The organism is Lachnospira multipara ATCC 19207 (genome assembly GCF_000424105.1).
Taxonomy (GTDB): domain Bacteria; phylum Bacillota; class Clostridia; order Lachnospirales; family Lachnospiraceae; genus Lachnospira; species Lachnospira multipara.
Genome location: NZ_KE384131.1, coordinates 1 through 15,915, shown reverse-complemented (window position 1 = coordinate 15,915; position 15,915 = coordinate 1). Strand labels below are relative to the sequence as shown.

The 15,915-nt window shown below is 31.1% G+C and carries 12 protein-coding genes and 1 pseudogene; 10 read left to right on the top strand and 3 right to left on the bottom strand.

Going from position 1 to position 15,915, the window contains the following annotated elements; translation table 11 throughout:
* Positions 1–9: 9 nt before the first annotated feature.
* The gene (locus G600_RS0113120; protein ID WP_027432293.1) at positions 10–1,317 is read right to left on the bottom strand and encodes a hypothetical protein; all 1,308 of its coding nucleotides are present in this window, start codon (positions 1,315–1,317) and stop codon (positions 10–12) included.
* A gap of 227 nt (positions 1,318–1,544) precedes the next feature.
* On the opposite strand from G600_RS0113120, the gene G600_RS0113115 reads away from it, so the two are divergent.
* The 4 genes from G600_RS0113115 to G600_RS0113100 all read left to right on the top strand — a co-directional run bounded on the left by G600_RS0113115 (position 1,545) and on the right by G600_RS0113100 (position 7,158).
* Positions 1,545–2,969 carry an ATP-binding protein gene (locus G600_RS0113115; protein WP_027432292.1) on the top strand — a complete coding sequence of 475 codons (1,425 nt, stop codon included), beginning with the start codon at positions 1,545–1,547 and terminating at the stop codon, positions 2,967–2,969.
* A 124-nt stretch (positions 2,970–3,093) separates the two neighbouring features.
* Entirely contained in the window at positions 3,094–3,861 is a 768-nt protein-coding gene (locus G600_RS0113110) for a ParA family protein (protein ID WP_027432291.1), read from the top strand.
* Between the two features lie 13 nt (positions 3,862–3,874).
* Positions 3,875–4,459, top strand: a complete 585-nt coding sequence (locus G600_RS0113105) for a hypothetical protein (protein ID WP_027432290.1) — start codon at positions 3,875–3,877, stop codon at positions 4,457–4,459.
* A gap of 833 nt (positions 4,460–5,292) precedes the next feature.
* Positions 5,293–7,158, top strand: coding sequence for a replication initiation protein (locus G600_RS0113100; protein WP_027432289.1), 1,866 nt, complete (start codon positions 5,293–5,295; stop codon positions 7,156–7,158).
* 100 nt (positions 7,159–7,258) lie between these two features.
* On the opposite strand, the gene G600_RS14790 is transcribed toward G600_RS0113100, so the two are convergent.
* Positions 7,259–8,956: a single-stranded-DNA-specific exonuclease RecJ gene (locus G600_RS14790; RefSeq protein ID WP_051195540.1), complete on the bottom strand. Its 1,698-nt coding sequence runs from the start codon at positions 8,954–8,956 to the stop codon at positions 7,259–7,261.
* A 158-nt stretch (positions 8,957–9,114) separates the two neighbouring features.
* Here G600_RS14790 and G600_RS14785 point away from each other — a divergent pair, with 158 nt between their 5' ends.
* The 6 genes and pseudogenes from G600_RS14785 to G600_RS15780 all read left to right on the top strand — a co-directional run bounded on the left by G600_RS14785 (position 9,115) and on the right by G600_RS15780 (position 14,237).
* Positions 9,115–9,642 carry an HD-GYP domain-containing protein gene (locus G600_RS14785; RefSeq protein ID WP_051195539.1) on the top strand — a complete coding sequence of 176 codons (528 nt, stop codon included), beginning with the start codon at positions 9,115–9,117 and terminating at the stop codon, positions 9,640–9,642.
* Positions 9,643–9,719: 77 nt separating this feature from the next.
* Complete coding sequence (locus G600_RS0113085) at positions 9,720–9,917, top strand: hypothetical protein (RefSeq protein ID WP_027432288.1); 198 nt, start codon at positions 9,720–9,722, stop codon at positions 9,915–9,917.
* 31 nt (positions 9,918–9,948) lie between these two features.
* Positions 9,949–10,209, top strand: a pseudogene (gene tnpA, locus G600_RS16190) (IS200/IS605 family transposase); the annotation flags it as partial.
* Between the two features lie 17 nt (positions 10,210–10,226).
* Positions 10,227–11,483, top strand: coding sequence for an RNA-guided endonuclease InsQ/TnpB family protein (locus tag G600_RS0113075; protein ID WP_027432287.1), 1,257 nt, complete (start codon positions 10,227–10,229; stop codon positions 11,481–11,483).
* Positions 11,484–11,624: 141 nt separating this feature from the next.
* Positions 11,625–14,018, top strand: coding sequence for a type IA DNA topoisomerase (locus G600_RS0113070; RefSeq protein WP_081669499.1), 2,394 nt, complete (start codon positions 11,625–11,627; stop codon positions 14,016–14,018).
* A 63-nt stretch (positions 14,019–14,081) separates the two neighbouring features.
* Positions 14,082–14,237: a metallophosphoesterase gene (locus G600_RS15780; protein ID WP_155885994.1), complete on the top strand. Its 156-nt coding sequence runs from the start codon at positions 14,082–14,084 to the stop codon at positions 14,235–14,237.
* A 236-nt stretch (positions 14,238–14,473) separates the two neighbouring features.
* Here G600_RS15780 and G600_RS0113060 read toward each other — a convergent pair whose 3' ends face one another.
* Positions 14,474–15,784: an IS30 family transposase gene (locus G600_RS0113060; protein WP_027432097.1), complete on the bottom strand. Its 1,311-nt coding sequence runs from the start codon at positions 15,782–15,784 to the stop codon at positions 14,474–14,476.
* Positions 15,785–15,915: the final 131 nt, after the last annotated feature.

Here is a 15,915-nt window from a genome sequence, read left to right as displayed (position 1 = left end):
CTTCCTCCATTAATCAGTTGCGGCAAGCGATATATCAACATTATCACCTTCAACGTTATACATCTTGAATTTAAGGACTCCATTTAATGTTGAACTATCAGTTTTAAAAACTGTTTGATATACGCCATCTTTATATTCCAATGTATATGTTTTTCCAGTAGGCGTTTCCATTTCTATCGTTATATCTTTGTTATATGTCACATTATTTACCTTAACTGTGATATTCTTAGGTGTTTCGTAATTATACTTATACTCAGTTGTATAAATATTTTTGTTCGCAACGGTGTCTCCATTTGAATAAGGGACATATACATCTCCATCAGAAACAACTTGATTTGTTACTGTCTTTGTTTCACCAAATAAATCAGTTTCCTCTTCTACATAAGCTTCGTTGAAAAGTTCTTTTGATGTATCGTAATTTAATAAATTTTCGTAATCATCTTCATTTATATCGTTATTATTAATATATAAAAACATTCCAATGCCATTAATACAATAATATCCGCTCTTCCAATCTTCAGGTAACTTAATTTTAATACACTTATCAGCAACATATTCGTAATTGGTTATCGTATATGTCTCAAACTCGCCCAATACTCTTACATCAGCTGTTAAATTATAATCGTGTTTAATAGTTCCTTCGTAAATTTCTACTGGATAAGTCTTATCTTGCTGCAAACCACCTATAGTTCCTGCAGATGTTAAATAACTCACTTCATCACTTTCATTGTCTTGTGAATTTCCATTCACTTTATCTTTAGTTGCTGCAGCTGAATTTAGCATTTGTACTCCACCAAGCTTGTCGATTACAATCTTTTTTGTTTTTAATTTTTCAAGTTCAGAAGTATCTGAATCAGGATATACATATGATTCATCATCGCTGAATGTTAGAGCATATCTACCAGATTCAGTAGTTTCAAGATTTCTAATTCCAATTGAATAGCCATAATCATAAAATCTTTCAAGAGTAAATACTTCGCTAAAATCAGTTGATGAATACATTAATAATTCATCACCAGATCCTAATATTGGGATTTGACTAAAATCATCTTTAAACCACATGACTTTTTCGTAATTAGGCGAATTCTCGTTTGTTTCACCAGAATCAAAACTTGCATTTCCGAAACAAGTTTTTTCAAAAGTCCCATCATTATGTTTCACGTAAAACATGCCTTCATCAAAAATCTTATTGTAGTCTGTAAAATCATCCGAAATCTTTGTAATTTTTTCTTCTTGGAATTTGGTATTGCAACCAGTAATAGAAGTTAAAATCGCAAGTGAAGATAGTGATATTGTAAATAGCTTATTTAATTTCATGTTATAAGTCCTTTCTTTATTTATTTTTACACAATAAATATATAAGAGCATATTATCGGGCTTGTTTTGTACTATTTGTACTATTTGTAATATTTATACATTTTGTATTATTTGTATAAAAGATTAGCGAATGTTGAAATTAACAAAATAATATAGTATACTTAATTCAAATCAATTTTATTAAAATCAATTTGAATCAAATTAATTTGAATAAAACGGAGGGCAATATGTTTATAGGTAGAAAAAAAGAATTAAATTCATTAGAAAAAATCTATTCAAGTCCAAAATTTGGTATGACTGTTATATACGGTCGTAGAAGAATTGGTAAATCCTTTTTAATTACAGAATTTTTAAAAGGGAAAATGGCTATTTTTTATACTGCTACTAAAATCGGTCCAGAAAGAAATTTAGAATTATTCTCGAAACAGGTAATGGAAGTATTAGATCCTGAGTATGCTGACGCTACTTTTTCATCTTTAGAAAATGTATTAAATATAATAACAAAAAAAATAACAAGTTTATCAGAAAAACTAGTCTTAGTTATAGATGAACTTCCTTATTGGGCGGAAAAAGACGCATCACTATTATCTATATTACAGAAATACATTGATACACAATGGCTCGACAAAAACCTTATGATTATACTTTGCGGCTCTTCTTTAAGTTTTATGGAAAATAAAATCTTAAGCGAAAAGAGTCCTCTTTTTGGCCGTAAAACTTCACAAATAAAACTAGAACCTTTTAATTATAGAGATGCTGCATTATTCACACCTAATTATACTGCTGAAGAAAAGGCTATATGCTATGGAGTTACTGGGGGTGTAGCAAAATATTTATCAATGTTCCAGGCTGACAAGAGCCTTGATGAAAATATTAAAAATCAATTTTTTAGCACAGACGGATATCTTTATGATGAAACTAAAAATTTCCTTACACAAGAATTTGCAGATGTAACCATTGTAAATAATATTATTGAACAGGTTGCGTCAGGCGAAACAACATTAAATATAATCTCTTCAAAAATTAAGGAAAAAGACTCAACAGTTCTATATTCGCTTGAAAAACTAATTGATGTTGGATTAATTGAAAAAAAGCATTGTATTACAGAGGAGAAAAACAAGAAAAAAACACAATATGTACTAAAAGACCATATGTTCAAATTTTGGTATCAATTTATTCCTAAAGCTGTTAGCGTAATTGAAATGGGCCAAGGTGAGCTATACTATGATAAAGTTGTAAAAAATCAGCTTCATTTGTTTATGGGAAGTGTTTTTGAAGAAATGTGCAGATATTACACTTTAGAACAAGGAATACTTGGTGCATATGGTTCATTTATAACTAAAACGGGAACTTGGTGGGGAGTAGAGCAATTAAAAGATAAAAATAATAACTGGTATCAGCAATCAGCTGATATTGATGTAGTTGGTATATCTACTGTAGATAACACTGCAATAGTAGGTGAATGTAAATTTAAAAATGAAAAGATAGATAAAACAATTTATGAAACATTAATCAGAAGATCCAAATTAATCACAGGTAAATATGCTATAACCCACTATTTATTGTTTTCGCTTTCTGGGTTTACCGAATGGTTTAGTAACATTGATACATCAAATATAGTTCTTATTACGTTAGATGACATGTACAAATAATGATAATTTTACAATCTAAGATTTTTTTTGTATAATCATAACTGTTGTTAACTATTGTACAAATATTATAATTTGCAAGAAAAGTACAATTTGTACAAATTGTAAAAAATAAAGGGAGGACTATATGCAATCAAAATCAAATGTAATTAGCGTTTGCACCCAAAAAGGCGGTGTATCAAAAACAAGCACAACTATCGAAATTGCAACAATATTAAAACAAAGAGGATACAATGTTTTAGTTATTGACTTGGACCAACAGTGTTCATTGACTAAAAACGTAGCAGGAAACTTAGAAACATCATCTATATACGATGTGTTTCATGCTCAGGCGACATTAGAAGATGCTATACAACATCTAGAATTATTTGACTTAATTGCGTCATCTGAATCACTTTCAAGAATTGATAGAGAACTTTTAGATGATGATGATGTATTTTTATTGGCAGATGCATGTGATATTTTAAAAAATTCTTATGATTTTATATTTATTGATAATGCCCCTAGTAGAAATAAACTATTGGCTATGTCATATATAGCAAGCGATTATATAATCATTCCAACGGAGTGCGATGAAAGTAGCATTGATGGAGTTGTTACAACTCAAAAAGATGTATATAAACTTGTTAATGGCAGACATCATGATAGTCATGCCAGGATACTTGGTTATATACTAAATAGATTTGAGCCAACAAATATGTGTGCAATCGCATTAGACACATTAAAGTCTATTGCAGACGAAACAGCTGAAAAACCATTTGTTTACACTATTAGAAAGTCAGTTAAGGTTTCAGAAGTTAAAACTTTACATTCTGCAGTATCTAGTTATTACAAAAATGAACAAATATCAAAAGACTATAATGGTTTAGTTGACTTAATACTAAAATCAATATAAGAAAGGCGTTATTATGTCATCATTAAGAGATAAATTAAAAGAAGCAAATAAACAAAATGCTTTAACACGAGGTAACACAAGTACAAATGATACTATTTTTGGAGATTTTGCTAATAGGCATGACCAAGGTATAGAGTTAGAGCAGGAAACAAATCACGATATTAAATTAAGCAATAAAGTTTATACAAATGATACAAATAGTACAAAAAGTACAAATAGCACAATTAATACAAATGATACAAATACTACAATTCGTATAAAAGATGAAAATTGTACAAATAATTATGTTGCCGAATATGTTTCAATGACACTTATTCTCAACGAAAATACAAATAAATTAATTACACAAGTCGCTAGAATGAATAGAATGGCAATAAAACAATTGTTCGAAGATATAATGGCAGAATGTATAAAAAAAGATTATGAACATAATACTGCTATTGAAAATTACAGAGAAGTTCAACATGGCAAGGTAAGACGAGTTGTTCCAGTGCGTAAAGATCTAAAAGATGATATCACAATTAAAGCTGCAGCTTTAGGGTTAAGAACAACATCATTTATTAGTTTTTGTTTGGACGAATACTTTTCTCGTTATTAATATGCGTCCTGACGTTGTTAATTCGTTTATTTAGAGCTTATATAATTAATAATTGATAATTTATGTGTTTTATGAAAAAAATCCGTATATGAGCAAATTAAAGCTATTGTATAAAGACCTGTGTTTAAAGCAGGTCTTTATCTATAAGAAAATATGTTCGCTTTGTTGCCCTATATATAAATATATTATTATATAACAACAACAAATATAATTCTTTTCTTTTCTTTTCTTTTATGCTGAAACAAATTCAGTATTTCCAAGGGTTTCTAGTTGTAAAGGTGACACAAAACGTAAGAGGAGTGACAAAAAACGTAAGAAAGGTGACAAAAAACGTAAGAGAAGTGACGCAAAACGTAAGAAAGGTGACAAAAAATGTAGTTCATTTTTCCGAATTTGGTCACTTTTAAAAGCATTTCAGTCACTTTTTAGTCAGGCTTTTATAAAGGGGACGCAAAACGGAAAGATAATTATAAAAAATTCCGAATTTGGTCACTTTATCGTGTAATTATGTGGTAAAATACATATAATTATAAAAAATCATGCTTAATAGTATATGATATATATAAAAACAAAAAGATAAAAAGCTATCATTCCGAATTTGGTCACTTTAACATATATTTTGTGTAATAAAAATAAACAAAAGGTAGTCATATTTTTTAAAAAAGGTAATATAGCCTGAATATTAATTAATAAAAATGGCATTTATATAGCGTATAAGGTGACAGAAAATGTAAAAAATAATTTAAACAAAAACATTCCGAATTTGGTCACTTTACCAAAGTTTTTAGTTTTGCTAGAATTAATCAAAGCCAGAAAGAGAGAGGATAAAATACATGGTAGACAATTCTTTAATACCACTAAAAGATAGTACTTACAGGAAATCTAACGAACTTATAACGAGTAAATATGCTTCAACGCTTATTGAAAATCAAATTATTGCTGTAGCTTTGACAAGAGTTGAAAATAATTATAAAGATAAAGACTATCCGCTAGAAGCAAAATTATATCCAGGCGAATTGAAAGAATTTATATCTGATGATACTCACATATATGATGTTATGAAAAAGGTTGTTAAGCGATTAGTGGGACATACACTGTTTATGGAGAATGGAAATGGCGATTGCATGGCAATTGCCATGATCCCAAAAGCAGATTACTCAAATAATATACTAACAGTTAAATTTGCTCCTGAATTACGTAGTCATATTATTGGTTTGTCGTCAGGATATACGCCATATCAATTAGCTACGGTTACAAGTTTTAAAACAAATGCGGCTTTTAGACTATACGAGGTTCTTAAATCATATACATATCTGATTAAAGATAATAATGTTGGATATACAGTTGAATATCGGTTAAGCGAATTAAGATTTATGTTAGGAACTGCTAATATAGACGATAAAGCTGTAAGAGATTACATAGAGTCAAAAGGAACGGATATTGATTGGGATTATGCACTTTCGCTTTGTCCTGACAAATATATCCAACACGCAGAATACAAAAAATTTAATCAAAGAATACTTAAAGTTGCTCAAAAAGAATTGGAAAAAGTAGCTGACATAAGATTCGAGTATAAGGGTATTAGAGAAAAAAAAGAAACAAAGCGAATTGAGTTTACAATATTTAAAAATGTTCCTACAGAAACAAGGAAGATTGACAAAAAGGCAGAGTATATTAAAAAAGTAAATGAATCTAAACGTCAGATGGAATTACCGTTAGATATGTTTCCTGATTTGTACAACGATTTAGTTGGTAAGGGTGGAATTGTAACAGAGGGTGATATTACGCTGTTTCTTGAAAAAGCTGGATACAATGAAGACAAAGTGCGTAAAGCTATTGAGCTTGCTGATAAACAAGGTCCAATGACAAATTATATTGGCTGGGTTATGAAGTGTATAGAAATAGGGCTTGACGAAAAAACAGTTGTAGAAGGCGAATATAAAGAAATAAGTAATCCTGTTGTATCTCAGTTATATGATAAATATAAATCTGTATTTAAAAAGGAATCAGATATAGATGTAATATTTAATGCAGCTAATAAAGATATTGAACTAACAGAATATATTATTAGAATGGCAGTTTGGCAATCACAATTTAATCCTATCAGAAATATTGTGGGTTGGTGCAAAACAGCAATAGAAAATGATTATGAATGGACTCCGATTACAGATGGATCTAATCAAAAAGCAGAAATTAAATATAATTTAGAAAATGAGGTAGCTAAACAATTTACGCCTGAAAAATCCGAAGAATTGAGTAAAAAGCTTTTTGATAAAAAGAAAGAGAATCCAGAATTCGAACAGTTTAAGGATAAACTTGAAAAGGTTACAAACAAATCATTAGAAGAATGCGAACAGGATTATACATATGAGTCGTTATTTCAAGCATGGATTGAATGTTGTGTTCATTTTTCAACAAAAGGCACAATAAATAAGCGTCATTTAGTTTTAAAAACATATGCCAAGTTGAGTGGTACAAGAAACAATTTACCACCTACAAAGCCTAAAAAGATGACATTAACAGAAAGAGCATGGAGAGCTTGTCAGGAGAAAGAAAATTATAAAGATTTCGTTGATATAATCGAAAGCAATGGTATGACAATAAAAGAACTAGAGTTGATATTTGGATTTAAAAAGTTAAAAGACTCTTATATAGCCTTTGTTAAGGGAGAAGATTTTGAAGATATTCTATCGGAGTAGGAATTGTATAAATAATGCAAATGATACAAAAGATACAAAAAGTACAATTTGTACAAAATAGAAAAAGACTATCACATTGTAGTAATGTGATAGTCCTTTTTTATGAATTTGATTTTAATGCTTGATTTTGTAAAAGCATAGCTAAAGGTGTTTTAGTATTATCTCTTTTGTTTATACTTAACCTAATGATTTCTACTTGGTAGTTTATTTTACCATTAAAGTTATTGCATCCAGGAACACCAGATATGTTTATGCTGCTATAATTGGAATCTGATGAATCTAATTTCATATCAAAATTGATTGCTACTGTATCCTTTTCGCCATAGAATTTAACTATGTTATTATCAGGATTAGTTTGAGCAAATTTGCCATATTTAGGAATAACCTTGAAGTTTTCAATGTTTATTATAGGTTTTGGAGAACCATTTCCCCAAATATAATTATCTAAACATTTGCAAAAAGCAGGGAAATCCTTATAGTCTATTGTAAAATCATTATGACTCTCTTTAGGTTCAGGAGGGATAAAACCTTCGTAATTTATAAAACTCATTATAAATTTTTCAAAATTTTCTTTTTTAAAAGACAATCCGCAGGCTTCTTTATGTCCTCCATAATGTGTGAATATATCTTTTCTTTGATCTAATTCTTTTTTTAAATCAAAATTTCCACAAGCTCTTCCAGAACCTCTTATAATATTATTGTCTTTGTCAGATAATACAATTACTGGTCTTTGATATTTTTCAGTAAATCTTCCAGCTACAATACCTATAATACCAAAAGGGCAATTTGGTAGATATAAAATCATTGGTACACTACCATATAACCCGTGGTTTCTAATGTACTCTTCACCGATTTCTATTTGTTCTTTTTGTATTTTCTTACGTTCATCGTTAATCTTAAGAATATAATTTGCATATTGAATTGCTTTTTGATAATCAGGATTGTCTATTAACATATTTACACAATTCATTGCTCCATTGCCATTCATTCTTGATTGAGCGTTTATACATGGCCCAATTTTAAATGCTATATCTTCCGCTACAAGACGATTATTAAAACCAAGGCATGATATTAAAGCGTAAATCGTAGGAATGGATGTTTCATATTCTTTTAAAGCTTTAAGACCTTCTTTTACAATTATATAATTTTCTGAATGAAGTTCCATGACATCAGCAATAGTAGCTATTGCAGCTGCACCTAGTAACTGTTTTTCTGTGTTGGTATCATTAATTGATAATTGACTAAATAGTTCTTTAATCAATTTATAACAAATACCAGCTCCGCAGTAGCCGTCATAATCGCTAGAATTCGGAATTGCTTTAGGATCAATAATAATGTCTGCATCTGGAAGACCATCAACAGATGGTTCATGGTGGTCAGTAATTATTACAGTTAAGCCTATTGATTTAGCATAATTAATAGACTCAATTTGAGCAATACCATTATCACAAGTGATAATAAGTTCACAGCCAGCTGCATAAGCTTTATCAATCATGTTTTTGTTTAATCCAAAACCTTCAGTATCTCTATTAGGGATTAAAAAAGCAACCTGAGTAAATCCAGCACGTTTAAAACCTCTTTTTAAAATAGTAACACTGTTAATTCCATCTACATCATAATCACCCATTATGCATATTCTTCTATGCATAAATTCAATAAGTAATTTAGCAGCCTTATCTAGATTCTTAATTTTAAATTCGTTATTATAAAATTTATGCTGCCAGTCATTGACTTCATCACAACTCTTTAGGTTATGTATCTTTACAAAATAGTCGTTAAGTTCTTTCTCAAAATTCATATATATTCTCCTTTACAAAATAGTTGTTACATAATAAATATAAAGGAAATTTGTTCTTATATATTTATTATGGCTAGAGTATGATTTGTAAATATTATACAAATAGTACAAATTGTACGATTAGTACAAATAATACAAATTTTTGGAAGTGTGATTTTATGGAAAAAAAATATAACAAGTATTTATTACAATTTAATAATGAGACAAGGCAGCACAGTTTAAATGTTGCTAAATTATGTAAAAAATTTGCATATACAGAAGAATTAAATGAGGATTTGGCTTATAAAGTTGGTCTTCTACACGATATTGGTAAAATATATATACCATCAAGAATCTTAAAAAAGGATACAAGATTAGATAATTTAGAACGACAAATCATTGATTTACATTCTTATTACGGATACAAGTTATTAAAAGAAGAATTGAAAGAACCACCAGAGGTTTATCTTTCTGTTTTATATCATCATGGATATGGAAAGGTTAAATTAGAAAATATAAATGAACCTATTAATGAAAATGCAGTTAAGTTAATTAGATTAGTCCATTGTTTAGATATTTTTGAAGCTATGACTAGCGAACGTATTTATCATAAAGCCAAAAGTCCTTCAATAGCACTTGAAGTTGTTGAAAATGATGATATGTGTTCAGATTATTTAAAAGAAGAATTAAATAAAGTATATGCTTAAAAATAATAGATATTTTATAAAAACGCAGATAAAATCCTATATATTTTAAAAGAAGAATAATAGATAGGAGAATTTTTATGATTAGTTTTTTACTTTATGCTTTAGCTGCAATTGTGGTGGCATACGTTTTTATCAGAACAATAATAAAATTGTTTTGGTTTTATATCATGTTGGTTATTATAGGAATATTATGTTGTATATATGTCAAATTTTTCCATGAAAAACAAAGTACACAAGTAGGATATAGTACAGTGCAAACACAAGAATATTTATAAACAGTACGATTGTAAACTACCCATTACCATTTTTAGTGTTCAGCTTTTTGAATGTGGCGAAATGGATCATGTCCACTGCTTTGTTACTGCACCACCAAAGTTATCGGTCACAACTATTGTAAAGTACCTTAAGGGCATTACAGGAAGAAAGCTTTTTGAACAGTTCCCTGAAATAAAATCCAAACTATGGAAAGGGGAATTGTGGAATCACTCATATTATTGTGAAACAATCGGCTCTGTATCAGAAGAAAATATTAAACGCTATATAGAGCACCAGAGTAAATCATATTAAGGAAAGGAGTAAGCTGCTTGCTGCTATCACATAAAACCACCATCAAATTAAATAACGACTATTCAAACATTATAGGTCATATGTGCTATGCAGCTTATAAACTCTGGAATGTTTGTAATTATGAACGATTGCATTATAAAGAGCTTGGTTTTGCTGAGTATCCTGACTGGTTTTATCAGAAAAAAGCACATAAGGATGAACTTTGGGCGCGTCAACTCCCATCACAGACCGCACAGGAAGTCTGCAAGCTTCTTGATAAGTCATGGAAGTCTTTCTATGAGCTTAATAGTTCTCACGGTATTGCCAATCCAAGACCTCCAAGATTTAAACATGACTGCATAGCTATAACCTATATGCAGAATGCCATTGTTCATGAACCTGGCTCAGTTATAGTCAGGCTAACCTTGTCAAAACATTTAAAGATGTATATGTCGGAGAGTTATGATATCAATGATAAATTCCTTTTTCTCGAAAATAAGATTTTCGAGAGCATTGATAACATCAAGCAGATCAAGATATATCCCCCTTCAAATGGAGAGTGCAGGATCATTGTTATTTATGAAACAGATGATATCGTGCCAAAGCCTGATAACGGAAACTATCTTAGTATTGATCTTGGTATACACAATCTTATGACCTGCTATAATTCTCGTAACGGTGAGACTTTTATCACTGGAAGAAAATACCTGTCCTTATGTCATTACTATAATAAAGAAATAGCCAGGGTTCAGTCCCAGTGGAGTAATCAGCAATACAATAATGGTGTTAAATATCCCAAAAGTTCAAAGCATATAAATAAACTATATACAAAAAAGAATAATGCCATAACCGATTACATCCATAAGACCACGAGGTATATCGTGAAGTACTGCATTGATAATGATATTAACACTGTTGTTATTGGAGATATTACAAACATCCGCAGAAATAAGGATTTTGGAAACGTTACAAACCAAAAGTTGCACGCACTCCCATATAAAAAAATCTATACCATGCTTGATTATAAACTGGCGCAGGAAGGAATTACTCTTGTTAAGCAGAAGGAAAATTATTCAAGTCAGACCAGTCCTTTAATGCCTTGTGTTGATAAAATAAACGCAGACAAGCTTAATCGTGTCAAGCGTGGACTTTACAGAGATGGGTTATATTCCTGGAATGCAGATTGCGTAGGGGCATATAATATCCTCAGATTATTTTTGGCCAAACAAAAAATAGACGTAAGATTAAACCCTGCGTCTATTAAAGAGCCTTTCATTTTAAAAGTAGCTGCGTAAAAAACAGTACTGGTGTTATGGACGCACCCAAGACCTACACGGCGTCAGCCGTGCGCACTTGATGCTCGGTAATTCAATTACCGAGTAGTTCACGTAATGGGTTTTCTAGATAATTTATAAAAAAGAAAGGTTGATGAATATTTGAGAGCTTTATTAATTGCGGAAAAACCAAGTCTTATGAGGACGATACAAAATGTATATGAAAAACACAAAAGTAAATTAAATTACACATGTGATTTTTTAGCACAGGCAGGTCATTTAATGACTTTAAAACTACCAAATGAACTAGTAGAAGATTATGGTTATTTTAGTTGGGAACATTTGCCATTTAATCCAGAAGATAATGGTGGATGGAAATATAAACTGATAGCAGGAAGTGGTCCTTCATCAACTGCGTCAAAAAGATATAATACAATTAAAAAAACGCTGAAAGATACCAAATATGATTTTATTATTCATGCTGGTGATCCAGATCAAGAAGGACAGTTATTAGTTGATATTGTTTTAAAAGAGTTAAAAGTAAAAATTCCAATTAAAAGATATTGGTCAAATGATACTACAGAGGGTAAAGTTTTAGACGCTCTAAAAAATTTAAGAGATTATAACGAACCAATGCAGCAAAATTTATTAAAAGCAGCATATGGAAGACAACATTCAGATTATCGTTTTGGAATGAATTTATCTGAAGCAGCTAGTTTAAAATTAAGAACAAGAGCTGCTGTTGGAAGAGTTAAAACTCCGATTTTGGCAATTGTTTGTCAGCGTGAAGATGAAATAAAGAATTTCGTTCCTAAAACAGAATATGGTGTTAAAGCAATATATGGGAAAGAATTTAGTGGCCAGCTATATGTCCCTACTGATGATGAAAATGGAAAAGACGAAGAATCTGGTTTAAAATATTTTGCCAACAAAGAAGATGCTTTAAGCTTAATATCACATTTAAATAAAATTGCTGTTGTCGATACATATAAGAAAGAGAGGATAGGAACAACAGCTCCTAAATTATTTTCATTAGCAACATGTCAGATTGCCAGTGGAAAACTTGGATATGCTCCAAATGAAACATTGGAAATCATTCAATCATTATATGAGCAGGGATATGTTTCATATCCAAGAACAGATTGTTGTTATATATCTTCAAAGGAAGATTTAGGATTAATGCTAAAGTCTGCAATGTCAATATCAGAATTTGTTCCTTTTATTAAGACTATTTCAAAAGACGATATAGAAAAAGTAAAGGGTACTAAGAAATATGCAAATGATAAGGAATTAGAATCTCATGGTCACTCAGCTCTAACACCTACTGCAAAAAAACCAGATTATAATTCGTTATCAAAAAAGCAACAAGATATATATAGACTTATTTGCAGACAATTTATAGCAATTTTTTTAAAGCCTTTAATACAAGAAAAGGTAACATTAATTACAGATGTAGATGGACATAAATTTAAGTCATCTGGAAAAACACTTGTTTCGGAAGGTTTTTCTAAGATATTTGACACAAATTTCACTGATACAGTAATCCCGTTATATAAAAAGGGTGATGTTATCAATGTAGAGGAATATGATTTATCTGAGAAAACATCAAAATGTCCTACACATTTATCTGAAACAGATATTATTCAGATTTGCGAAAAACCACATAAGTATTTATTAGATGATAAATATAAATCATTGGGTAAAAATTTGAAGATAGGAACGCCTGCAACTCGTGCTTCTATTATAGATGGATTAATAACTAGAGATAAATATTTATGTAAGAAAAAGATAAATAAAAAAGAAATACTTGTGCCAACTGAATCAGGAAGATTGCTTTATGAAAATCTTAAATTCTGTAAGATATGTCGAGTTGATTTGACTGGTGAGTGGGAAGAACGCTTAGAAATGGTAAGACGTGGCGAACTTGATTTTGATGTTTTTGAACAAAGCATGATTAAAGATACTAGCGAGTTAGTTAATGATATCAAAAAAGCTGATATAACACCAATTGGCGGTAACAAAAAATCATTTGATACAATATGTGTTTGCCCTCAATGTGGAGGAAATATATTATCAGGACCTAAGGGGTATTTCTGTTCAAATTGGAAAGAAAAATCATGTAAAATGGGCGGATTTAAAAATATCTGTGATAGTAAATTATCTGATGATGAATTTATTAAATTAATTAGCGGTGAAATCATTAATAAGACAATTAAGAAGGGTTCTAGTTCATGGGAACAAAAAATTAAGTATAATTTTGAGCAAAACAAATATGATTTTATGTCTAATGAACATACAATTAAAAAATCAGAGTATAAATGTCCGTCTTGTAAAAATGAATTAGAAGAAAATGGTAAAAAAATATCATGCAAGTGTGGTTTTACATTTTGGACGACTGTTTGCGGAAAAGATTTGCCTAAAACTCAAATTAATAAGTTTTTTAAATGTGGAGAAACAGATATTATAAAGAATCTTAAATCAAAGGCAGGTAAATCATTTAATGCTAAGATCGTATTAAAAGATGACAAAAAAGGAACGGAATTTAAATTCGTCTAAGCAAAAGAGGCATCTTATTTGATGTCTCTTTTTTATAAATAACAAGTTTGGAGGGTATGTAGGATGGGCCATTATGTCGTAGGAGATATTCATGGATGTTTTGATGAATGGATAACTTTGAAAAATAATATTGAAAAAATAGATGAAGAAGCATGTTTTATATTACTAGGAGATATTATTGATAGAGGAAATAAATCTTTTGCTAACTTGAAATTGTAAATTCCAGTGAAATGGTAAATTCCACCGGTCTTTAAAATTTCCTTGGTTTTTAATATTTCAGAGAGCAATATTTAGGCTTAGCTGGTATAATTGCAGTAACTTTCCATAAAATATCCGAATTGAAGACATGGCAAACAAGCCTCTGGATATTCCGTGTGCGAGACTGAATTCCACAGGCCACATTGAAAAAATGTGAATTGTTTATTTCCAGTCTGACAGCAGATTTTTATGTAAAGTTAATGGTTAAAGCGTATCAGCTTAGGCGTCAGATTGACATCATCAGGTGCAATCGGCCTAAGCTGAAGTGCTTTTAAGATGTCTATGCCGTAAGTTTCTAATGCAACCTCATATGGGGTACGCCCATTTAGACTTTCGCGTGGCGTCGAGTTGATGTGGTCAACAATTGTGCGTAAGTCCCACTGGGTCAAGTATTCAAAACTTGTTCCTTTAGGAAGCACCATACGTAGCATGGTATGTGCCTGCTCAATGCCGCCTTTTTGGCCGCTGCGCATTGGGTCACAATAGTAAATACTTGTGCGCTCCATTCCAGATATGCCGGTCTCTAAAGAGTCCGGATCTCCAAACTCAGTACCTCTATCGGTAAGGATAGTGCTAAACAACGTCAGGAAATCATATGTATCTAGCTGACGTTCTAACTTATCAAAGATTAGTCTCACGGCACCTTTGGTGCAGCGATTCATGATAAATGCTAGAAATAGTTTTTCACGAGTCAGGAAGAATGTAAGGATGACACGCTTCGATTCTCTTGAGGAATGAACAGTATCCATCTCGGCGAAGGAATCCAGTTCCAAAGCTTGAAAGTCCGAATAAAGGCGCCCTTGAAATACGGAACGATCCTTTATCTGAGTCTTATGTACTTTTCGTGGCTTGAACTTAACTTTACGCTTTAAATCAATGTTTCTGGCAGTAATGAGACCATCATTGATGTATGAATACAATGTTCGAACCGACATGTCTAATTCAGGATGATTCGTCACTATCTGATAGGGCGATTGTCCTTGGAAGATGAGTGGCGAGATGATGCTATCCTTTTCGCGCAGTTCATGCTTGGTCATATTTATCCCAGCTCGCGAAGATGAAAGCTTTTCGCGATACTTACGGTCAGCAAAGTAGGGATCGTAGTGATATTTATGAGCAATGGTACAACGTGAGATTTTATGGCATCCGTTACAGACGTATGGAGCCTTATCTAATCGGTTGCAGTGCTCTCGAACAAAGTCTTTACACGTTTGATTACAAGTAGGACACGAGGCACATTTAACACCACAGAGGATGATTTTGTCACAGGCATTTAGCTTGTTACAGCGAAAGCGTTTTTCACAAAAGTTTTTCTTGTTGTAAAAAGGACCTCGACGATACCACTCATCCAGTCGGTGGAGTTTAATCTCCTTGGAAATAGTAGTCGGATCCTTACAAAGATACTTTGCGATGTCTTTAAATGTGATTCCGCTATCAAGAGATTTCTTGATGTATTCTCGGTCTTCGAGAGTTAGATGTTTTTGGTTACCAGGTATGTATTTGCTCATTGAGCCTCCTTCTACTGCTGTCAGAAGGAAGTCATGAGTATACCATGGATGTGTGAAAGATTAAACTCTACTTATGTAGTAGTTAATTCCATCACTTAATCGGGAGGTGGAATTTAAAATTTCAATTTTGG

Bases quoted from the DNA above. Each gene is read 5' to 3' on its own strand.
- G600_RS15780 (WP_155885994.1), top strand. From the start codon at position 14,082: ATGGGCCATTATGTCGTAGGAGATATTCATGGATGTTTTGATGAATGG.
- G600_RS0113085 (WP_027432288.1), top strand. From the start codon at position 9,720: ATGATTAGTTTTTTACTTTATGCTTTAGCTGCAATTGTGGTGGCATAC.
- G600_RS14790 (WP_051195540.1), bottom strand. From the start codon at position 8,956: ATGAATTTTGAGAAAGAACTTAACGACTATTTTGTAAAGATACATAAC.
- G600_RS14785 (WP_051195539.1), top strand. From the start codon at position 9,115: ATGGAAAAAAAATATAACAAGTATTTATTACAATTTAATAATGAGACA.
- G600_RS0113060 (WP_027432097.1), bottom strand. From the start codon at position 15,784: ATGAGCAAATACATACCTGGTAACCAAAAACATCTAACTCTCGAAGAC.
- G600_RS0113105 (WP_027432290.1), top strand. From the start codon at position 3,875: ATGTCATCATTAAGAGATAAATTAAAAGAAGCAAATAAACAAAATGCT.
- G600_RS0113100 (WP_027432289.1), top strand. From the start codon at position 5,293: ATGGTAGACAATTCTTTAATACCACTAAAAGATAGTACTTACAGGAAA.
- G600_RS0113120 (WP_027432293.1), bottom strand. From the start codon at position 1,317: ATGAAATTAAATAAGCTATTTACAATATCACTATCTTCACTTGCGATT.
- G600_RS0113115 (WP_027432292.1), top strand. From the start codon at position 1,545: ATGTTTATAGGTAGAAAAAAAGAATTAAATTCATTAGAAAAAATCTAT.
- G600_RS0113110 (WP_027432291.1), top strand. From the start codon at position 3,094: ATGCAATCAAAATCAAATGTAATTAGCGTTTGCACCCAAAAAGGCGGT.